This is a genomic window from Fontibacillus panacisegetis, assembly GCF_900102215.1.
Classification (GTDB): Bacteria; Bacillota; Bacilli; order Paenibacillales; family Paenibacillaceae; genus Fontibacillus; species Fontibacillus panacisegetis.
Window position 1 is genome coordinate 129588 of record NZ_FNBG01000003.1, and the last position, 21275, is coordinate 150862.

At 44.8% G+C, this 21275-nt stretch carries 19 protein-coding genes; 2 read left to right on the plus strand and 17 right to left on the minus strand.

The genetic code is table 11. The features are described from left to right. The first annotated feature begins 72 nt into the window (after nucleotides 1–72). Nucleotides 73–411, plus strand: a complete 339-nt coding sequence (locus BLS49_RS04615; RefSeq protein ID WP_091227110.1) for a L,D-transpeptidase — start codon at nucleotides 73–75, stop codon at nucleotides 409–411. Between the two features lie 86 nt (nucleotides 412–497). Then, on the plus strand, nucleotides 498–674 hold the full coding sequence (locus BLS49_RS04620) for a YjfB family protein (protein ID WP_091227112.1): 177 nt from the start codon (nucleotides 498–500) through the stop codon (nucleotides 672–674). A gap of 252 nt (nucleotides 675–926) precedes the next feature. Here the strand turns inward: BLS49_RS04620 and glnA are convergent, their stop codons facing one another. The 17 genes from glnA to BLS49_RS04705 all read right to left on the minus strand — a co-directional run bounded on the left by glnA (nucleotide 927) and on the right by BLS49_RS04705 (nucleotide 21164). Next, entirely contained in the window at nucleotides 927–2255 is a 1329-nt protein-coding gene (gene glnA, locus BLS49_RS04625) for a type I glutamate--ammonia ligase (RefSeq protein WP_091227113.1), read from the minus strand. 18 nt (nucleotides 2256–2273) lie between these two features. After that, nucleotides 2274–2684 carry a MerR family transcriptional regulator gene (locus tag BLS49_RS04630; protein WP_091227115.1) on the minus strand — a complete coding sequence of 137 codons (411 nt, stop codon included), beginning with the start codon at nucleotides 2682–2684 and terminating at the stop codon, nucleotides 2274–2276. Between the two features lie 117 nt (nucleotides 2685–2801). After that, nucleotides 2802–4055, minus strand: coding sequence for a methionine gamma-lyase family protein (locus BLS49_RS04635; protein ID WP_091227116.1), 1254 nt, complete (start codon nucleotides 4053–4055; stop codon nucleotides 2802–2804). Nucleotides 4056–4119: 64 nt separating this feature from the next. After that, on the minus strand, nucleotides 4120–5097 hold the full coding sequence (locus tag BLS49_RS04640; RefSeq protein ID WP_091227118.1) for an AAA family ATPase: 978 nt from the start codon (nucleotides 5095–5097) through the stop codon (nucleotides 4120–4122). Nucleotides 5098–5194: 97 nt separating this feature from the next. Further along, nucleotides 5195–5800, minus strand: a complete 606-nt coding sequence (locus BLS49_RS04645; protein WP_091227317.1) for a YdcF family protein — start codon at nucleotides 5798–5800, stop codon at nucleotides 5195–5197. A gap of 82 nt (nucleotides 5801–5882) precedes the next feature. Further along, nucleotides 5883–6431, minus strand: coding sequence for a ribonuclease FAU-1 family protein (locus BLS49_RS04650; protein WP_091227318.1), 549 nt, complete (start codon nucleotides 6429–6431; stop codon nucleotides 5883–5885). A 155-nt stretch (nucleotides 6432–6586) separates the two neighbouring features. Beyond that, complete coding sequence (locus tag BLS49_RS04655; protein WP_091227120.1) at nucleotides 6587–9226, minus strand: PBP1A family penicillin-binding protein; 2640 nt, start codon at nucleotides 9224–9226, stop codon at nucleotides 6587–6589. Between the two features lie 164 nt (nucleotides 9227–9390). Beyond that, entirely contained in the window at nucleotides 9391–9630 is a 240-nt protein-coding gene (gene hfq / locus BLS49_RS04660) for an RNA chaperone Hfq (RefSeq protein ID WP_091227121.1), read from the minus strand. 24 nt (nucleotides 9631–9654) lie between these two features. Further along, nucleotides 9655–10632, minus strand: a complete 978-nt coding sequence (miaA, locus tag BLS49_RS04665) for a tRNA (adenosine(37)-N6)-dimethylallyltransferase MiaA (RefSeq protein ID WP_091227123.1) — start codon at nucleotides 10630–10632, stop codon at nucleotides 9655–9657. Next, the gene (locus tag BLS49_RS04670) at nucleotides 10622–11401 is read right to left on the minus strand and encodes a class I SAM-dependent methyltransferase (RefSeq protein ID WP_091227124.1); all 780 of its coding nucleotides are present in this window, start codon (nucleotides 11399–11401) and stop codon (nucleotides 10622–10624) included. Before BLS49_RS04670 ends, miaA begins: the two co-directional genes overlap by 11 nt. Nucleotides 11402–11417: 16 nt before the next feature. Then, nucleotides 11418–13367: a DNA mismatch repair endonuclease MutL gene (gene mutL / locus BLS49_RS04675; RefSeq protein ID WP_091227126.1), complete on the minus strand. Its 1950-nt coding sequence runs from the start codon at nucleotides 13365–13367 to the stop codon at nucleotides 11418–11420. A 55-nt stretch (nucleotides 13368–13422) separates the two neighbouring features. Beyond that, complete coding sequence (gene mutS, locus BLS49_RS04680; protein WP_091227127.1) at nucleotides 13423–16101, minus strand: DNA mismatch repair protein MutS; 2679 nt, start codon at nucleotides 16099–16101, stop codon at nucleotides 13423–13425. A 57-nt stretch (nucleotides 16102–16158) separates the two neighbouring features. Continuing rightward, nucleotides 16159–17622: a putative amidoligase domain-containing protein gene (locus BLS49_RS04685; protein WP_091227128.1), complete on the minus strand. Its 1464-nt coding sequence runs from the start codon at nucleotides 17620–17622 to the stop codon at nucleotides 16159–16161. A gap of 166 nt (nucleotides 17623–17788) precedes the next feature. Then, nucleotides 17789–18331, minus strand: coding sequence for an outer spore coat protein CotE (gene cotE, locus BLS49_RS04690; protein ID WP_091227129.1), 543 nt, complete (start codon nucleotides 18329–18331; stop codon nucleotides 17789–17791). Between the two features lie 135 nt (nucleotides 18332–18466). After that, on the minus strand, nucleotides 18467–19438 hold the full coding sequence (locus BLS49_RS04695) for an aromatic acid exporter family protein (protein ID WP_245742270.1): 972 nt from the start codon (nucleotides 19436–19438) through the stop codon (nucleotides 18467–18469). A 120-nt stretch (nucleotides 19439–19558) separates the two neighbouring features. Continuing rightward, entirely contained in the window at nucleotides 19559–20362 is an 804-nt protein-coding gene (locus BLS49_RS04700) for an ABC transporter permease (protein ID WP_091227320.1), read from the minus strand. A 22-nt stretch (nucleotides 20363–20384) separates the two neighbouring features. Beyond that, nucleotides 20385–21164, minus strand: a complete 780-nt coding sequence (locus BLS49_RS04705) for an ABC transporter ATP-binding protein (RefSeq protein WP_091227323.1) — start codon at nucleotides 21162–21164, stop codon at nucleotides 20385–20387. Nucleotides 21165–21275: the final 111 nt, after the last annotated feature.

Here is a 21275-nt window from a genome sequence, read left to right on the forward strand (position 1 = left end):
ATATGTGAAATTGCCCAATCAACCTTAGTCTATGGGTCATAAACTAGATAAAAAACGGAGGCAAATAACTATATGCCAAACTATCGCATCATCGTCGATTTGTCTGACCGAATGCTGTATTTATTGGATAACAACATCGTTATTAAAGGATATCCGGTTGGAATCGGTAAAATGTTAACGCAGACTCCAGTCGGTTCATACACAATCATCAATAAGGCTCCTAATCCGGGAGGCCCTTTTGGTGCTTATTGGATGGGCTTATCCAGACCTCATTATGGAATTCATGGAACAAACGACCCCTCTTCAATAGGTCACGAGGTTTCTCACGGCTGTATAAGAATGCACAATGAGGATGTCGTTCAATTAGCAGGTATAGTTCCGATCGGAACTAGTGTTACTATCAGATATTAACGCAACAAACAAACTCTGTTTAATTCTATCATAAAATAACCGATAACATTTATGTAGCCCATTCAAACAACTAGGAGGTAGAAACTATGGACGTTGCTGCGTTATCCATTGGTCTTTCTCAAAGCAACCTGAAACAAGCAGTAAGCATCTCGGTATTAAAGATGTCAAAAGATCAAGCAGAGGTAAATGGTGAGGCACTCATCAAAATGATGGAGCAGAGCATTCAACCACATTTAGGCGGTAATATCGACATTAAAGCTTAGTTTGAGGGCCCATGGAGAGGACTTATGATTTTAAGTCTTCTCCATTCTTTATTTGCATATATGCCTTAATTCCCCCACTTTATGGACACATCAGCCCCTATTCCACATAATAAGGTCCCTCATGTCCCTCCATTTCCCACCTTCCACCTAATACTAACCTTGCACAATAATCATCTTTTTTCCGATAAAAAAACCTCTGATGATTCCAACTGTCAGTCAGAATTATCAGAGGTTTACAATTACTAATGTTAATTAGTACAAAGAGATGTATTGATCACGTTCCCATTGGTGTACTTGAGTGCGGAACATGTCCCATTCGATAGCTTTCAATTCATAGAAGTGAGTTAGTGCGTGTTCGCCAAGTGCATCAGCAACCAATTCGCTGCGCAGCATTTCGTCCAGACTTTCTTTGAGGTTAGCTGGCAAACTTGGAATTCCTTCTTCGATCAATTCTTCTTCAGTCATGATGTAGATATTGCGATCTATTGGAGCTGCGAGTGGCAATTCGTTCTTAATTCCGTCAAGACCTGCTTTGAGCATTACAGCAAGTGCAAGGTATGGGTTAGCTGAAGGGTCCGGGTTACGAACTTCAATACGGGTACTAAGACCGCGAGAAGCCGGGATACGAACCATTGGGCTACGGTTACTGGAAGACCAAGCAACATAGCAAGGAGCCTCATAACCAGGAACAAGGCGTTTGTATGAATTAACAGTTGGGTTAGTAATAGCTGCATACGCACGTGCATGCTTCAGAATACCTGCCATATAATGGCGTGCATCTTTACTCAAGCCAATTGAATCATTCTCATCTACAAATGCATTTACTTTGCCTTTGAATAGTGATTGATTACAATGCATACCCGAACCACTTACACCATACAATGGTTTCGGCATAAATGTCGCATGTAAGCCGTGATGACGAGCAATTGTTTTAACTGCCAATTTAAAGGTTTGAATTTGGTCAGCCGCTTTAATTGCTTTTGCATATTTAAAGTCGATCTCATGTTGACCAGGAGCTACTTCATGGTGGGAAGCTTCGATTTCAAAGCCCATTTCCTCCAATTGCAAAACAATTTCACGACGGCAATTTTCACCAAGATCTGTTGGTGCAAGATCAAAGTAACCACCTTGGTCATTCAACTCCATAGTTGGGTTACCTTTCTCATCTGTCTTGAACAAGAAAAACTCCGGCTCCGGACCTACGTTCATTGCTGTATAACCTAATTCTTCCGCTTCCTTAAGAGCACGTTTCAAAATTCCACGAGGACAGCCTTCAAATGGAGTTCCATCCGGCATATACACATCACAAATCAGTCGACCAACACGACCCTCAGTTACCCAAGGGAAAATCACCCATGTTTCAAGGTCTGGATATAAGTACATATCGGACTCTTCGATCCGAACATAACCTTCGATCGATGAACCGTCAAACATCATTTTGTTATCAAGAGCTTTTTCCAATTGGCTTACCGGAATCTCTACATTTTTAATTGTTCCAAGTAGATCGGTAAATTGCAAACGGATAAAGCGAACATTTTCTTCCTTGGCAATGCGCATAATATCTTCTTTTGAGTAACTCAACATAACCTCTCCCAACGTTTATAATTTGAAAAAGCGAGACAATTCTCCCTGAATAAGGGATACTTGACCCGGTCTTTTACCGGTTACCAGCTGTTGCTTCAACATACGATAAAGCTGTGAATCACTCATCTCTTTCCGTTTCTCTTCCGTGTCTCTATTCATCACGGTCGCTTCTTCGGATTCCTTGTTCATCGGATTCATAACTTGCTTAATGCCAGCAATATTGACACCTTTATCAATGAGACCCTTAATTTCAAGGAGGCGCTCAACATCGTTAAATGAAAACAGACGCTGGTTCCCTGAAGTACGTGCAGGCACAATAAGCTCATGCTGTTCATAATATCGGATTTGACGTGCAGTTAAATCCGTGAGCTTCATTACGATACCGATTGGAAACAATGCCATATTTCTCCGAATATCATCACTCATCGCTCTCAACCTTCCAGTAAATGATCTTATCTATAATTCTATGTAAACTATCCTAACATGTCAATACAAATGTTAGAATAACTCACAAAAAGCTGATCATTCAGGTTAAAAACGTGATTACAGCAGCTCCCGATCCTTCATTGTCTGCAAGGCTGTAAGAAGTCCAAACTTCACATGAGAGTAAGTTAACCCGCCCTGCATATACGCTATATATGGATCGCGAATCGGGGCATCAGCTGATAATTCTAGGCTACCGCCTTGAATGAAGGTTCCGGCTGCCATAATTACTGGGTGTTCATAGCCAGGCATATCCCAAGGTTCTGGAACAACATGACCATCAACGGCAGCTGCGCGCTGAATCCCCTGTACAAAAGCTATCAATTGCTGTGAACCGCTGAAGGAAATTGCCTGGATTAAATCACTGCGGTGATCATTCCATTTTGGCCGGCTTTGAAAGCCTGCCCGCTCAAATACTGCGGCTGCGAGCACACTTCCTTTTACCGCTTGTCCTACAAGTGTCGGGGCAAGGAACAGCCCTTGATATATTCCTCTAGTCGTCCCTAACATCGCCCCGACTTCACCACCAATGCCTGGAGCAGTTAGTCTATACGCGGACAATTGAACCAAATGTTCCCGCCCTGCTATATATCCGCCTGTCTCTGCTATTCCGCCACCCGGATTTTTGATTAACGAACCGGCAACCAAATCCGCACCGACTTCAGTAGGTTCTTGAAGCTCTGTAAATTCACCGTAGCAATTGTCAACAAATACGATTACATTCGGATTTATTTCCTTCACACGGCGGACCATTTCTCCGATCTGTTCTACAGAGAATGAGTCTCTCCACTCATACCCTCGTGAACGCTGAATACCGATTACTTTGGTCTCAGACTTCATTTTAACCTTTACCGCATCCCAGTCAACTGTTCCATCTTCCAGCAGCATTACTTCGTCATAATGAATTCCGAAATCCTGAAGCGAACCCGTGCCATCACTTGGCTTACCGATCACCTTATGTAAAGTATCATATGGACGGCCCGTAATGTACAACAGTCTATCCCCAGGACGGAGAACACCAAACAATGCCGTTGCGATCGTATGAGTTCCTGACGCAAAATGCGGACGCACAAGCGCCGCCTCTGCGCCGAAAACATCGGCATACACAAGGTCAAGCACTTCGCGTCCGCGATCATTATACGCATAACCCGTAGATCCTGCAAAATGGAAATCGCTCACTTGGTGTTTTTGAAATGCCTCGATGACCTTCCACTGATTCCGGTCAACGATTGAATCAATTTCACGGAATTTGGAATCCGCCTTCCGTTCCGCTTCTTCCAACCAGCCTACAATTTCCTCTGAAAATACTGCCATGATACCCTTACCTCTCCCTTACGTTCCCCTAGGTGTTATTCTAACCTTAATCATATAATTATTATTACTTATTATCCAGCTTCAAATCCTCAGTTCGAAGTGTCATAAGCTCCAATTTGCCCGGAGATCCTCCTCCATATTGATTGAGCAAACGTACCGCCTGATGACGAACCGCTCGTTCAATAATATTACGGACATATCGCGCATTACTGAAAATTTGCTCGCTTTCACACTTTTCTCGAAGGAGATGCTGTTTTAGCTTAAGGATGGCCTGTGGCATCATGGTATAGTCCCGAGCTCTTACCATGCCCTCAGCGATTTGAATCAATTGGTCAATCGTATAGTCAGGGAAATCCATCTGGATTGGAAACCGTGAAGGTAAGCCTGGATTAGTAGACAGGAAGAAATCCATCTCATCAGAATAACCAGCAAGGATAAGAATGAACTGGTTTTTCTGGTCTTCCATCGCTTTTACAAGAGTATCAATTGCTTCCTTTCCAAAATCCTTCTCTCCACCACGTGCAAGACTGTAGGCTTCATCAATAAACAATACCCCACCAAGCGCCTTCTTAATCAGGTCTCTCGTTTTTTGAGCCGTATGTCCGATGTATTCACCAACTAGATCCGCTCGTTCCACTTCAATCAAATGACCCTTGTTCAACACGCCCATTCTTTGAAACATCTTGGCAACAATTCTTGCAACCGTCGTTTTTCCAGTCCCGGGATTACCTTTAAACACCATATGATACACCTGAGCTCCAGTCAGTAACCCTGCTTCCGAGCGCATCGTCGCAATTTGCAGCAAAGCGAAAATTTCAAACATAAGCTCCTTGATATGATCGAGTCCAATAAGACCGTCCATTTCTTTTTGCAACTCTGCAAATTGCCCCTGCTGCTGAACTCCTTTCGCAGACCCTAATGGATCACTATCGGGTACAGCTTGCGATAACAATGGAGGCTCGGAACTTCTCAATATTACATTAATCTGTCTGGAAGGCCTCTCTTCCGAAGAACCGCTGCTGGCCATCACACGCCCTGACATATGTAGATCACCCCATTATATAGTGGCTCCAAAGCTTCTTGTTAGACACGCACATATAGAATGTATTCTCTCTTCTTGTCCGTTATTAGAAGTTTTATCATTTCCAGCCAAAGATGATCGCGATCTGGTCCATTTTCCATTTGGTATAAGCTAGTATTTCTCTAGCTGTCTTCTGCGTCGGTTTAAGAACCTTCGTTTCTGTCAAAGATAGCTTAGGATCAGAGTAACCCAGCATCTGAGAGATTTCTAAAGCTCTGTTCCCATGGTAGGTATGGGTCATAATAAGAGCCGTCTTTAATCCATGCTCCTCCATAATTTTCTTACTGAATTTCAGGTTCTCATAGGTGCTGGTAGCTTTATTTTCAAGCAATATTTTATCTCTGGGAACTCCATGAGCCTCAAGATAAATTGCCATTCCTTCTGCTTCCGTATATCGATACTCCGGTCGGTCCAACCCTCCGGTCAAAATAAACACTTGAAACTTGCCGTCCCTATAATCCTTCAGACTTAACTGCAATCTCTCTTCCAGACCTGGACTGGGTTGATCCCCCCACATAGCAGCGCCAAGTAAAATTCCTGCGTCAGCAGGCGTTGCCATTTGCTTCACAACAGCAGGATTCCGCTCAATACTTCCGATTTGCGCAATAACATAAACGAGCCACAATATGCATGCCAGCAATAACAATAACGTCCATCTAAACATCCGTCTTCGCCAAGATCGCCGGGGGCGATTTGCAGATCCTGAATAGGTTTTCTTATTCGATACGAACATGCTTCCCTCCAAATTACATAGAATCACCTTGAGCGAATTCGCTTCGATAATGATTCAATGACATTTCAAAAAACGGAAAATCGTGATTTTGAATTGCATGCAGCACTTCCTGTGCTGTTTCAGTGGCCATATCGTAATCTCTGACACTGATAAACCCTTTACTTAAAGCCTCATCCAGCTCATCCTCATCCAGCAGAAAAACTTCACCACTTTTTAACACGACTATATCCAGATACAAATCGTCAAACCAAGGTACTCCTTGATCGGTAACCCCTTGTGTTTTACAGACATCGATATACCACTCTACGATCTCTCCCTTATCATCAAACATAGCGGTTATGACATAATGTACTCCTTTTGGATAATACTGCAGCCAAATATAGCCCTTATCTGCAATCCGAAAAGTATGTCCACCATATGTTTTCCACAGAGGATCACGTAGTGCATTAATGCTGTATGCCGTAACATAGCCTGTAAAATCATCACTCTCAACAAACCTGGATTTAAATTGACGCTGGGTTACTCTGCGCCAATTCGCGCGGTCTCCGAATTTACGTTTCATGGCATTAACCCTCTCAAAACAATGTACCTTCAGCTTACCATATTTAATAGACAGTCTCAAAAACGATTTTTCAAGGACAAGCTCCTGCGCAAACAAAGAGGTACAGGCTCCTTAATATAAGAACCTGTACCTCTTGATATAACAACAATTTTCCATCAACCGTTAGTGCCTATACCCGATCCATCATTTCCTGCTGGAGCATCTGGTGTTCCACTATCCGGGCTCGTGCCATTATCCAGTGGTACACCCGTGTCACTATTATCTGAAGAGTTACCTCCGCCGGTATCTCCAGAGGATGTTCCTCCAGAACCCCCACTACCGTTTCCATTTCCATTGCCATTACCGTTTCCTGTTCCAGGACTTTGGCCGCTATTCCCTCCAGATGAACCGTTGCCGGGTTGACCGTTTCCATTACCCGGTAATGTTCCTTGATCACCTGTTGGAGGTGTAACTCCGTCAGTTCCATTTCCACTGCCTGGCCCCTCTGGCAGACCATCTCCATTACCATTAAGGCCTGGATCAACTTCATCCATCGGCGGTTCATCTGCGACTATAAGAACCTGAACTGTATTCGAAGGATCACTTTCAGTATTATTTACCGGATCATAGGCTCTTACATAATATTCATAGCCCGTGCCCGCGACAACACCAATATCATCATAAGACGTTCCTACTGAATCCATATAGTGAGAGAACTCAGTCTGCGTGTTATCTTTCCGATAAATACGGTAGACTACATCATTCTGACTAACTCCAGTCCAGCTCAATGATATTACTCCGGTATCCTCACTGTAGGAGGCTGACAAGCCTGCAGGTGCCTCAACCGTTTGCTCCGGCTCCGGTTCCGGCTTCTGCAGATTTTTGGGTACCGGGAAATCTTTAACCGGAACTCCCTTCAGGGCTTCCTCCATAATTGCTGCAAACATCGCTGCTGTCTGTCCACTGCTGCCATTCAACAGATGGTTCTTATCCGGCTTGTCATAGCCCATCCAGATCGCTGCCGTCCATTCAGGCGTATAACCAACGAACCAAACGTCACGATTCTTTTTGCTGTTCAAGCCATTGATACCATGCTGCGTTGTTCCTGTCTTACCAGCAACCGGACGACTAATCTTCGCGCGTTTACCTGTACCGTCATTAACGACGTTCTGCAGCATTTCAGTCATGTAATACGCAGTCTGTTCACTAATGACTTGCTTGGATTTCGGCGGATTGTGTTTATATCTCTCGACTCCATCATGATCCACGATCGATTTAATCGAATACGGAGCATTATATTCGCCACCATTAGCAAACACGCTGAATGCTCCTGCCATTTCCAATGTGTTCGTACCATGGGTCAGACCGCCAAGTGCAATCGCAAGGTTGCGATCATCCTTGTCCATCTTAATGCCCATTTCTTCAGCATACCTTACGCCTGTCTTCACTCCGATTTCATTCAATAGCCATACAGCTGGAATATTCTCGGATCTGGTCAAGGCGGTTGTCAAATTGATTGACTTAGAATAACCATGCAGGTTTTTCGGACAATAGTTTCCGAAGCACTGCTGCTCGTTACTGATCATCGAATCAGGTGAATATTTCTCACTTTCAAGCGCAGGTGCATAAGATACGATCGGCTTGAATGCGGAGCCAGGCTGACGTCGGCTATCAAGTCGACTGAAGCCTTTACGCTGGTAGTCACGTCCACCTAGAACAGCAACGAGACTGCCATTTGCATGATTCATGATCACGATTGAACCCTGAACCTGTTGATCATCTTTGCTCTTTTCAAAGTAATCATCGTTGGCAAATGCCTTTTCGACTGCTTTCTGAGCCTGGGCATCCATCGTGGTATAAATTTTATACCCGCCACGGTTCAGTTGGTCTTCTGTCAGACCAAATTTCTCCTCAGCCTCTTCAATTACATAATCCTTAAATGCCAGATAGCTTTGATTTTTGACCGGGGGCTCATAAGTATATTCTACTGCTTTAGCCTCATCCCGTTCAGCAGCATTAATGTAGCCCTCCTGAAACATCAAATCAAGCACTACAGCACGACGTTGTTTGGATAATTCCGGATTTTTCAACGGATTGTATCTTGATGGACCCTTAGGCATTGCTGCCAACGTAGCCATTTCCCACAAATCCAAATTATTTAAATCACTTTTTCCAAAATACCGTATGGAAGCAGCCTTGATCCCATAAACCGTACCCCCGAAACTAATACGATTTAAGTACAGCGTTAAAATTTCTTGTTTAGTTTTTTTACGTTCGAGCGCCATCGCTATTGACATCTCGGTAGCTTTACGGAAAAACGTCTTGTCTGAGCTTAAGAAAATATTTTTGGCTAATTGCTGTGTAATCGTACTTCCGCCCTCAACCATGGAGCGTGCTGCAATGTCTTTAACCGCTGCGCGTCCAATTGACCATAAATCGACCCCATTGTGCTCGAAGAAACGTCTGTCTTCCGTCGCCACAAATGCATTTAATAGGAGCGGAGGAATATCTTCATGATCCACGGGCTCACTTTTATCTATTGACAATTCTCCCATGAGGTTGCCGCTGCGGTCATAAACTTTTGAAGTTTCATAAATTTGCAGTTTGTCCACATTCTCGGCTAGTATCTTCTCGCCGCTAACGGTAATGTACAAATACCCTGCAATCGCACAGAATATCGCAATCGCCGCGGTAAAAAACATCGTCAATAACACACGTTTCATCGTCAGTTTTTTCTTTTTATGACCCTTCGGTTTTCTTGGCTTCCGATCTGGCGTTGTGCTTCTAGTCAATCCAGAAGTTTTCTTTGTAGACATGAATTTCTCTGACTCCCTTCATACTGATCAATGATGGCATTGTATTCAATAAACGGATCAGTATTATTATGCTCGGAAAGAAAAGAACAACCTTGTTTCAGGTTGCTCCGCTCCACTTCCTATAGCATTAAACGTATCGAATTTGAAAAAGTTTCAGTCAGAACTTATCCTTCATTCTGAGTATCTTGCATAAGTGAAACATTACGCTGTGGCTGGAAGGTTGAAATCGCGTGCTTGTACACCATTTGCTGACGTCCATCACTATCAATCACAATGATATAGTTGTCAAACGCTTTAATCGTTCCTCTGATCTGAAAACCGTTTGTTAGAAAAACAGTAACAGGGATGCTCTCTTTACGCATTTGGTTCAGGAACGTATCTTGGATGTTAATGGATTTGTTCATTAGCGGTACCCCCATAAGAATCAATTAGTAGTGTTTAGAATTATATTCAAGATCAGTAAGAAACTTTCCTGCTATTATATCACGAGCAGAATCCAAAATCGTGGAAAACTTTTCGCCCTCCCCCAGATCAATCCATGAGATATCAGCCATATGGCGGAACCATGACAACTGCCGTTTTGCAAATCTTCGAGTATCCCGCTTCAGTTTCTCCACAGCAACACTTAGCGGGACGTCATCTACAAGATGCTCCACGATTTCCTTATAACCTAATCCCTGCATGGATACGAGTTGACGGGCATAGCCCTGATTCAGCAGATTTTGTATCTCTTGAACGAGGCCCGACTCCATCATTTGATCGATACGCTGTTCAATACGGTTATATAGCATTTTACGGTCCATTGTCAAACCGATGATGCAGAGATGATATGGAGACTGCTTAATCTGCTCCTCTAATCGTGAAGATAATGTGTCCCCGGTTAGATGAAATACTTCTAGAGCGCGAATGACTCGGCGGACATCATTTGGATGAAGCCGTTCTGCCGATTTTGGATCTACAGCGGATAGTTTGGCATGCAGCACTTCCGGTCCTTCCTGATCTGCGATTTGCTGCTGAGCAAGACGGAAATCTTCATCTGCTCCCGCTTCGATAAATTGATACTCGTAGCATACCGATTCTATATAAAGACCCGTACCACCTACGATAAAGGGCAGCTTTCCCCGGCCATGAATAGCCGGAATAAGCTCCTTGCACCATTCCTGGAACTGAGCCACTGAAAATGCTTCATCCGGCGAAAGCACATCAATCAGATGATGGGGAACCCCCTGCATTTCTTCTGTTGTGATTTTCGCTGTACCGATATCCATCCCGCGGTAGACCTGCATCGAATCCCCCGATATAATTTCGCAGGAGAACATCTTGGCTAGCTCAATGCTTAGGCTTGTCTTGCCAACTGCCGTTGGTCCAACAAGTACAAGCAGTTTAGGTTTGTCGTTAGTGCTCAAGCGAAATCACTCCGTAAACAATTTTAGTATGGGATCTCTCCACAGGATTAAATCCGAGCCGTTCAAACTCACCACTGCCCTTCTTTTCCTTTAGAACGACACTTTTTCGTGCCACTCGCTTGGCCTCTGCGATGACGTCCTCAGACAGGCAGTCATTATTTGCGAACATACGGAGCGGCGAAATAGCAGATGATTCCATAATCGGATCACGAAACATAGGGTCAAAATACACGACATCAGCGCTCTTGTCAGGCATCTCACGCAGTGCAGCAAGATGATGGATACACCGTGGCTTTATTCTCCGCAGGGCATCGTCAAAAGCCTGAATTCCAGATACATAGGATCGGAAGCCTTCACGCAACAAAACCCATAGAGGAAGTGAGTCTTCAAGAGCTATAACTTCGCCATCGGGTCCTGCCGCAAGCGAGAAAACGGCTGAATCCGACCCAAGTCCGGCGGTACAATCGATAATAGTGTCACCAGGCGTTACTTTTGCAACATCCAGCATTGTGTCATTTTGGCCTTTTAACAGCCGTTTTGCACGTACAAAAGCCATACTGGGATGAAACATGAATGACTCTCCATCGGATCGTATCAGTCTTGCTCCACCTTCTACAATAACTAGTATATCTGTGTTGCCATAACGCTCAGACAATTTAGACACAGAAGTCCGGTTTCTGCGAACATATTGTACCCCCGATTCTATGGATAGTGCCTCTGCTCGCTCTACCGCTTCAGGTGCTTCATTGTCTCCCGTCGTAATAATCAATTACCATTTCCTCCGTTCACATTACCCGTTTAAACAATTTTTCCAAATCATAAGCTGAAAAAGAAATTACAATCGGCCGACCATGCGGACAAGTATATGGCTGCTTGCAAGCACCGAGTCTCTGAATTAACGTATTTGCCTCTTCTGGCGTTATTTTCTGATTAGCCTTTATCGATGCTTTACAAGAAACAAGTATGGATGATTTTTCTCTTAGCTTCGCCAGATCAATACTGCGTTCATTGAGAACCCATTCGGCCATTTCTTCAATGATGGCTGTCTCTTCACCGGATGGAAACCAATACGGATGTGAGACCACACGGAATGTTCCGCCTCCGAAGTGTTCCAAAATAACCCCGGCTTGTTCGAACCAATGAAGCCGTTCTTTAATTTTTTCACTCTCAGCAGAGGTAAACTCAAGAGTAATCGGAATAAGCAGCTCTTGGGAAGCGTCAGCAGGGTGACCAAATTTTTCGAAATAATATTCATAGTTGACTCTCTCATGGGCCGCATGCTGATCGATTAAATACAAACCCTCTTCATTTTGGGCAATTAGATAAGTGCCATGATGCTGACCGATCAGTGATAGTTCAGGAAAAGCCGGAATTTCAGGTTTTTGCTCTGGTGAAGAATATAATGCTTCAGGAATCTGTACTTTAGCATTATACGAATTACTGTTGTTCAGTTTGCCTGAAGCACCTGATACTGGGGGGACAGCAGTCCCACCGGTATATCTTGCTCTGTCACCGGTAGATACTTGCTCACGCACTGTAAAACCGCTGTTAGGAACGTTTTTTTTAGTAGTGTCCCGGTTACTGCTATATCCCCCTTGAGGGCTGTTTATTTCAGTCTGAGAAGGAGCCTGAGATTGTTTGTATTGTATATTCTCATTTCGCTGCGATTGGAAGTGGAACTGCTCTTGAATGACAGACTTGGATTCTCCTCTTCCAATATTTTGCTTCACCACTTGAGGAATGAGAACTTGTTCGGAAAGTAAACGGCGAATACTATCCTCTACAAAAGCATTAAGCTCAGCTTCTTTGCTGAAACGGACCTCAAGCTTGGCTGGATGAACGTTAACATCAACCAATGAAGGATGCATGTCGAGCATCAACACAACAAGCGGGTAACGATTAATTGGAAGCAGCGTATGGTAAGCTCTTAAAATAGCTTGATGAAGACCCTGATTTCGAATGTAACGGCCGTTAACAATCGTAGACATTCCTCCGCGATTTGAGCGAGTCAGTTCAGGCAATCCAATATATCCTGATATTATATAATCCAGGTTTTCTGAAGAAATGCTGACCATTTTTTTTGACGTATTTATGCCATAAATGGATGCAATCACCTGAAGCATATCTCCGCCGCCTTGACTTTGGAGCAATGTATTTCCATTATGACGCAAAATAAAAGCTATTTCCGGATGGGCCAGAGCCTGCCTGTACATCACGTCTGATACATGACCGAGCTCGGTCTGAATCGTCTTCATATACTTAAGCCTTGCCGGAGTATTATAAAACAATTCCTTGATCGTGATATCAGTACCTTTAGGGGCTGCTGTCTGCTCATTTTCTTTTAATGTGCCGCCTTCTATAACGACAGCCTGACCTAGTCCCGTATCATTGTTGCTTGAGAGTAGCCGAACCTTGGACACTGCCGCTATACTCGGTAATGCCTCTCCACGGAAGCCAAGACTGCGTATTTGAAACAAATCACGGCCGGAGAGCAGTTTACTTGTAGCATGTCGGTAAAAAGCTGCCTCACAATCCTCCGGATCAATGCCGCTGCCATTATCAACAACTCGAATGAGTTCAAGTCCGCCTTCTTCAATCAAAACTTCGATTTTCGTCGCTCCGGCATCAATCGCGTTCTCTACTAACTCTTTGACAACGGATGAAGGGCGTTCTACAACCTCACCTGCGGCAATCTGATTCGCGATATGTTCATCAAGCACTACAATTTTACCCACTGCTTGTCCCTCCTTGCATAACATCCTTGATCACGAATAATTACTGATAATAAACCTATAGATGTCTCGATTTTGCTTTCATTTCATTAATTAATTGCATGGCCTGAAGCGGGGTCATATTCATCAAATCAGCATCTTTAACCATGTTAACTATTTCTCTTAAAACATGATCCTCAGAGCTGCCCGAAGCTTTTCCTCCGCTTTTTTTAGCCGGTAGCTCATCTCCAAAGATGGATAACTGAACAACCTCGTTACGATTAGACTTTTCTGTGCGAACTTCTGTAGGTATGCTGCCCTGATCCGTAGCTGCTGTCTCCACTGAACCCGTTCTTTGCGTCGCTGCAGCGGCTTGCTCGAATCCTTGAAGCAGACCATAAGCTCTATCTATTATATCACCAGGAAGTCCAGCCAGCCGGGCACAATAAATACCGTAGCTGCTATCTGCAGCTCCTGGAATCAGCTTGCGCAGAAAGTGTACCTTTTCGCCACTCTCCTGTACAGCCATGCAATAATTTCTAAGTCCTGGAAGACTGCTCTCCAAATGCGCCAGTTCATGAAAATGCGTCGAGACAAGCGCCTTGCAGCCAATATGATGATATACATACTCAATAACAGCCTGAGCGATTGCCATACCTTCGCTAGTAGAAGTTCCGCGCCCCAGCTCATCAATGATGATCAGGCTTCGAGACGTTGCTTTTTCAGTCATGACCTGAATATCAGCCATTTCGACCATAAAGGTGCTTTGACCACCGATCAGATCATCCGCTGCCCCAATCCGGGTAAATATACGGTCAATCATCGGAACCTCAGCTTGGGCTGCAGGTACGAAGCTACCCATTTGCGCCAAAATAGAGATGAGCGCTACTTGTCTCATATAAGTGCTTTTTCCTGCCATATTGGGACCGGTAATAAGCAAAATGCTAGCTTCTTCTTTGCTCAGGTGTGTTCCGTTGGAAATAAACGCGGAATCATTCATCACCGACTCTACAACCGGATGTCTGCCCTGGTCGACTACTAAATCAAATCCGTCCGTTAGAACTGGCTTCACGAATCCACTATCCGCTGCGACAGCAGATAACGAGCGGTACACGTCGATCTCGGCAATCTGCTCCGCCAGACGCTGCAATCTGGAGATCTCTGCAGCTATAGACACACGCAGCTCGTTAAAGAGGGCAAATTCAAGGTCAACCATCTGCTCTTCTGCTTCCAGAATTAGCGTCTCTTTCTCCTTTAGCTCCGGAGTAACAAAACGTTCTGCGTTCGCCAGCGTTTGCTTGCGTTCATATCGTCCTTCAGGCAGAGTCGATAAATTCGACTTGGTCACCTCGATGTAATACCCAAACACCTTGTTATAGCCGATTTTTAGCGACTTGATTCCAGTAGCCTGGCGTTCAGCGGCTTCCAGCTCGGCAATCCAGCGTTTTCCGTTAACTCCTGCTTCCCGAAGCACATCCAGTTTTTCATGGAATCCATTCTTAATAATCCCTCCATCTCTCACAGAGACAGGCGGCTCGTCAGCAATTGCACGATCGATTAAATCCGCCAGATCATCGCAAGCGTCCATTCCTTCCGCAATGAAGCGTAGAGTAGACGATGAGGAGGCTTTGCAGGCCTCGATGATAGCAGGCGCTTGACGAATCGATGTCTTGAGTGCATTCATATCTCGTCCATTTGCGTTACCATATGCAATCCGTCCAGTAAGACGTTCGAGATCATAAATATTTTGCAATAGTCCTTTCAGATCTTCACGTAAAATAAAATCACGATGCAGCGATTCAACTGCCTCAAGACGTTGTTCAATTCGATTTTTCTGCAAAAGAGGCTTGTCTATCCAACGGCGCAATAATCTAGCACCCATGGAAGTCTCTGTTCGATCCAGAAGCGATAATAAAGAGCCTTTCTTTGAGCGCTCACGAACCGTTTCAACCAATTCCAGGTTGCGACGTGTGAAAGGATCAAGAATCATATATTGCTCTGGCTCATACGTGGAAATTTTCGTTAATTGTCCCAGCGAGCGTTTTTGAGTCTCGCTGAGATATCCAACTAATAGTGAAATACACTGTTGACGCTCAGGCTCCAGTCTGATCCAAGCCGATTCACCAAACTGTTTGCGGGCGATCTCTTCCTTCTCCTTATCCCAAGCGGTATAGACAACGGGTTTGCCTATAGATGACGACTGTTCAGAGATCCAATTCAATAAAATCTCGTCACCGATCATTTCAGATGGATCATAAAGAGCCACTTCATCCCGAAGCCATTTGTTGTTCGACGGGGATGAAGTAACGTACAGCTCCCCTGTCGATAAGTCGCAGGTCGCTACTGCCTTAACACCTTCACGTTCAGTCAGGCACAAAATATAGTTGTTCGATACTTCACCGACAACCTTGCCTTCCATAACCGTACCCGGTGTGACAACACGAACAATTTCGCGTCGAACTACGCCTTTTGCAGCCGCAGGGTCCTCCACCTGTTCGCAAATCGCAACCTTGTACCCTTTTTCGATTAAACGATAAATATAGTTGTCTGCCGAATGATAGGGCACGCCGCACATCGGGATTTTTTCTTCGACGCCGCCCTCTCTTCCAGTCAGCGTAATCTCCAGCTCCTTAGAAGCTAAAATTGCATCATCAAAAAACATCTCATAAAAATCACCCAATCGAAAAAACAGAAAGGCGTCCTTCGCTTGGGCTTTCACACTCAAATATTGTTGAATCATCGGCGTATAGGTAGCCATGAGTAACCTCCAAGTAACCATTCATAGATCTCTATTATACCAGAAAGGGTAGGAGGCTTACGAGCGATTTTGTATTTTCCATAGTCTTCGGATATCCGCAGATTCATCCCAGGTTTGGCCGGATAGAACTGCTTCAAGAAAAGGTGAAATGTAGTTCTCGTAGCGATGATAGGTAGTCGCAGAAGTAATATCGTTAATTAATGGCGGCAAAGCGTAGCGCAACATTTTTTGGTCACCAGTATAGAACGCTTGATATATTTCATCTCTGTGTAGAGGTCGAAGCGACAATTCCCCCACATTCTCCACTATTAGTCTGGCTAATGCGACTACACCTTTTGTAACAAGAGGGGATACCAAGAAGCTCGGCAGGGTGCGATATTCAAAGCCTCCATATCCTTGTTCACGAAAATCACCGAGATTACCGTACAATGGACGACGGCGAAAGCTGCCTGGGTCCTCGATAGCTGCAACAGGTAAAGCCAAATAATTATCCAAAGCTCTAAGCAGCTCGCCAGTCAGTGGAACTCCGCTAAAATGAACGTGTCCTCCTAATGGGAAACCACGTTGTGGCATCCCCCCGGCCTGCCATAACAGTCCGTTATCTGGTATGGCGCGTTGCGCCGACCTGAAGGCATGGAGCAAATGGAGCACTACTTCACTCGGTTCACGCCCTGGAGCCGGTCGCAATTCCGCCAGTGGATACAGTTTCCTGCCCCTGTAACGTAATACATCACATCCTGCCTCGCCCTGCCGATTCAAATATCGCGAGGCAGGAACAACCTTCCGATTACCGTGGTCAAACAGCAGAAATTCCGGGTCCATTCCGAGCAAAATTTCCGGCTTAACCACTGAAAATGTATGCAATTCATCAAGCAGGCTGCTCATAGCCTGAGCAAATAATGGAACCACGCTGTCATCCCGAGCATCCGGAGTGACATGAATTTCTTCAACGATAAATCTACCTTCCTCCCCAGCGTTAATGAGAACCTCCCCCAGATCAAGTCCCAGCGCGTACAGCGTCTTCACTGCTGTTCTCTCAAGGCGTTTCCATAATGGCGATTGCCGATCCGGCTGTTGTTCATGCATCGAGCTCATTTTGCCGCCTGTACGTAAGGGAACCGCTCTTAACGCTTTTAGATGAAAAACGCTCACTTTATATCTCCGAAAATATGCTGCCTTATTTTTTGCCCATGCTTGATCAGGTTGTTGGTTATTGGTGTTATGATAAATTCCTGCTAATTCAAGTCTTTGCTTTATTGATTTTACCGACATGCCCTTATACTGCGTTAGTTCCGAGTTCATGATCCAATTTCTGGTTTCTGCATCTTCCCTGTGCAGGGGTGCACCAATCTCAATCCACTCTATAGCGTTACTTTGAAGATTATCTTGCTGTTTTAACGCTCCAGATCGCTGAATAACGCGATACGTCCCTCCAATGGTTTCCAGACAACGAAGAAGACGACTTCTAAAGCTTCCTTGCTCAACCTGTATTTTCAAGACATGGTTAGTCATTTGCGCCATAAGCCCACCCTCCTGATCGGTGAGAAGCATAAATAATTAGCCCATTTTTGCTTAAATAAACAAAAAGAGGGCAGCCGCCCTCGACGACGACGCCCCTGCCGCATATGGTAGACTATAATCCATTACAAAACTGCAACGGGATACCTGCTACGTGTTGTTCAGCCTCTTACAGTTCGTCGTCGAGGAGATCAGGATCTAAATCTTCATAATCACCGTCATCTGAACCGAAGTCGAAGTCCTTATCTTCGTCGCCCCCAGGCGCTACCAAGACGTTAAGCTTCGTTTCAGCTACCAGTTCAACGGCGAATTCCCGTTCCACACGAATGATGACGCGTCCATCCCCTGACACGCTAGCTTCAACGGTGCTTGGTTCCTGCGTTGCCTCCGCAGTGACTTCAACCGTTGAAGCGCGGTGTTTGGAATCAAGATAGCTAAGCGGCACATTTTCTACATAGGAAACCGTTTCTTTAGCAACCTCGGTCTGCGAGTTTTTGTCGTAGGAATACCAGATGTTGATATCGTAAGTACCAATAACTTCAATTCCGTCACCGGCTGCTACCGCTTCATACTGGTGGTTAATAATCCAGGCCCCCAGAATGCTTGTCGGCTTGTGAGGCGGAGTCACGGTATGTGTTACGGTAGAGAACTTACGACCTTTTCCGCAGATCGCTTTCGTGATGATCTCTCTACTTTGATATTTCGATGACATGATTAGAACCTCCTCCATACATCGTTCAATACATGTGTATGCAGGGCATTCGTCTAGGGTGACAACTATTTTATGAGGTTGTTCAAAAAGTCAGATTTTGATCACGTTCTCGGTGCTGAAAATCGCACTTTTTATCTAACCTCGTCCAAGCTTCCAGCGTTTGTTAAGTGTTGCAGGAGCCTTGTCCTTTTTCGCGATATATAGATAGTTGGCCAGTTCGCGGCACAGCTGCAGAATCGCAGATCTTAATTCAAACTCTTCACGAGAGGATGGAAGCTCCATCCGCTTGAAATCTTCCTCAAGCTTATGCAGCATGACTTCCGTCTGTCCTGTATATTCCTCGCTAATAACATCCTGGCTAAGTCGATCAAACAGCATCGCTACGTGCTCTCCCTGAGGCATACGTTGGTAGACTAATGAGATCAGCTCAAGCATCGTTTCAACACGATCCAGCTGCTCTTTTCGCATGAAAAAATAAACAGACCATGTTTCATTGGGAGCGATCATCTGGTTTTCCAAGGCTCTTTGGGCAGAATTCAGTCCCTGATCTACCAGCTTTCCTGCTTGTATCAGTTCTTTTCCATCCCACAGATGGTAAGGATCACGAAGCGATTCAGCGATATGATTGAAAATGACCGCTAACAGCCTGTCCACCTTACGGCGGATATCAAGCAATTTATTTTCCTCTTTTGGCATATAGGCCATATTTACGATCACCGCACTACCAAGCCCGATAATCAAAAGCTCAATTTGCGTAAGCATCACGTCAACACTCAAATGCTCCCCGCCAAACACCCGAAATACCACGACCGAGCTGGTGACAATGCCTTCTTTGAAATGAGCGCGTGATATTAATGGGAATGCGATTAATATGTATACGGCTAAAACCCAAATATGAAAACCAAAGACATAAAATAAAAGAAACGCTAGTAACAAACCCAGAATAGAAGCAAAAAATCTGGATGATACGGTCGCAATACTTCTCTTACGAGTAACATCAACCCCCAGAATCGCCAATAATCCCGCTGAGTTAGCTCCTTCAACTCCTAAAGCATCAGCGATAATAATTGCCATAAGCGCGGCGATCGCCGTTTTAATTACCCGCATAAATCCACCTCTGTCTCTAATGATCAGCTTTTCAGAAAATATCTTAAAACACATCGTACTGTATTTCACAGTCAGGTACAATGAGTTTCTTGTCCGAGCGCAACAAATTTATAGGGAGCGTCACCGCTCCCTGATAAGTTTCCGTTCAATATAGACTACCAGCTGATACATAGCAGTCGCTACAATTGCAATTATGACTAAACTGGATAACACCAGAGTAAAATTGAAAACCTGGAACCCGTAGACGATCAAGTAGCCGAGTCCTATTTTTGCTACTAGAAATTCTCCTACAATTACCCCTACCCACGCCATTCCAACATTAACCTTAAGCGTAGATACAATCGTCGGGAAAGAAGCAGGAAATATCGCCTTCAGAAAAATATCCCGCCTGTTGCCGCCAAAAGTACGAATTACTTTTATATAATTGCGATCTACTTCGTTGAAGCTGTTAAACACCACTAATGTCGTTACGATTACAGTAATGGAGAGCGTAGTGATCACAATTGCTGTAAACCCTGCCCCAAACAATACAATAAATATCGGTCCCAACGCGACCTTCGGCATACTGTTAAACACAACCATATATGGATCAAGAACCTTGGATAAAAAAGGAGACCACCATATCAGCACAGCAAGCAGAGTTCCTACTAGAGTTCCAAGCAAAAAGCCCACAACCGTCTCTCCTACTGTCATCGCCAGATGTGGCCATAACTCTCCGTTCAACGCATCATTAACGATTTGCCTGCCGATTTTGGACGGATAGCTGAAAATGAGAACGTCAACCCATCTGAGCCGCCCTGCCAGCTCCCACAGAACTATACAAGCAATAAGAATAGCCAGCTGAGTTGACCAAACAAGCCGGGAGCTTACTTTTTTATTTTTAGTGTGTTCACGCCACTTCTCATTAATCCACTCGGCATCCATATTTTTTCCTCCGGTCAAAGGCTCACTCCCCCCTTCCATCCAACGTCTCCAGATCTCTCCAGATTTCATGGAACAGTTCATTAAACCCTGACTCTTCGCGCGCATAAAACGGCTGAGCTAAACGTATGTTGTCCGGTATATCATATATGGTTCGAACCTTACCCGGCTTCGCTGCCAGTACAATGACCCGATCACTGACCGCTATCGCTTCAGACAGATCATGAGTCACAAGAATCCCTGTCTTCCCTCTCTGCCTTAACGTATCAACGACCAAATCCTCAAGCTGCAGCTTGGTTTGATAATCCAAAGCAGAAAAAGGCTCATCGAGCAGCAGTAAATCCGGATTAGTTGCCAGCGTACGAACAAGCGCTACTCTTTGCCGCATGCCACCCGATAATTGATGAGGATACAGCTCCGTTGTATTCCCCAGCCCCATGCCCTCGAGCAGTTCAATAACCATCTCGCGGCTGTCGTTATTTAAACGCTTCGTTAGTTCCAGGCCCAATGTAGCATTGCTCAGAATCGTTCTCCATGGGAACAAATAATCCTGCTGAAGCATATAGCCCACCTCAGGGGATGGCCCATTCACCTTATGACTGTGAACAAGCACCTCTCCCCGAGAAGGGAACATCAGTCCTGCAATGAGAGAGAGGAGCGTGGTTTTACCGCATCCACTAGGACCAACCAGACTGACCAGTTCACCGGAATGAACATTCAAATTCATCCCCGTCAGAGCCAGCAACACTTCCCTGTCCGTCACATAGACAAGATCCACGTTTTTCAGTTCAACGACAGGCTTGATATCAGCTTCAATGGCGGTCTTGTATAATTTGCTGGCTTCGTTAAGCTCGTTCGGATCATTCGGATCATTCGGATCATTCGAATCATTTGGATCGTCGAGCGGCTCCATTTC

Coding starts and splice junctions, on each gene's coding strand:
- BLS49_RS04630 (WP_091227115.1), bottom strand. CDS start 2,684: ATGAGTGATGATATTCGGAGAAATATGGCATTGTTTCCAATCGGTATC.
- BLS49_RS04620 (WP_091227112.1), top strand. CDS start 498: ATGGACGTTGCTGCGTTATCCATTGGTCTTTCTCAAAGCAACCTGAAA.
- BLS49_RS04640 (WP_091227118.1), bottom strand. CDS start 5,097: ATGTCAGGGCGTGTGATGGCCAGCAGCGGTTCTTCGGAAGAGAGGCCT.
- BLS49_RS04645 (WP_091227317.1), bottom strand. CDS start 5,800: ATGTTTAGATGGACGTTATTGTTATTGCTGGCATGCATATTGTGGCTC.
- BLS49_RS04615 (WP_091227110.1), top strand. CDS start 73: ATGCCAAACTATCGCATCATCGTCGATTTGTCTGACCGAATGCTGTAT.
- mutS (WP_091227127.1), bottom strand. CDS start 16,101: ATGGCTACCTATACGCCGATGATTCAACAATATTTGAGTGTGAAAGCC.
- BLS49_RS04700 (WP_091227320.1), bottom strand. CDS start 20,362: ATGGATGCCGAGTGGATTAATGAGAAGTGGCGTGAACACACTAAAAAT.
- BLS49_RS04655 (WP_091227120.1), bottom strand. CDS start 9,226: ATGTCTACAAAGAAAACTTCTGGATTGACTAGAAGCACAACGCCAGAT.
- BLS49_RS04695 (WP_245742270.1), bottom strand. CDS start 19,438: ATGCGGGTAATTAAAACGGCGATCGCCGCGCTTATGGCAATTATTATC.
- hfq (WP_091227121.1), bottom strand. CDS start 9,630: ATGAACAAATCCATTAACATCCAAGATACGTTCCTGAACCAAATGCGT.
- cotE (WP_091227129.1), bottom strand. CDS start 18,331: ATGTCATCGAAATATCAAAGTAGAGAGATCATCACGAAAGCGATCTGC.
- BLS49_RS04635 (WP_091227116.1), bottom strand. CDS start 4,055: ATGGCAGTATTTTCAGAGGAAATTGTAGGCTGGTTGGAAGAAGCGGAA.
- BLS49_RS04650 (WP_091227318.1), bottom strand. CDS start 6,431: ATGAAACGTAAATTCGGAGACCGCGCGAATTGGCGCAGAGTAACCCAG.
- BLS49_RS04685 (WP_091227128.1), bottom strand. CDS start 17,622: ATGGCGCAAATGACTAACCATGTCTTGAAAATACAGGTTGAGCAAGGA.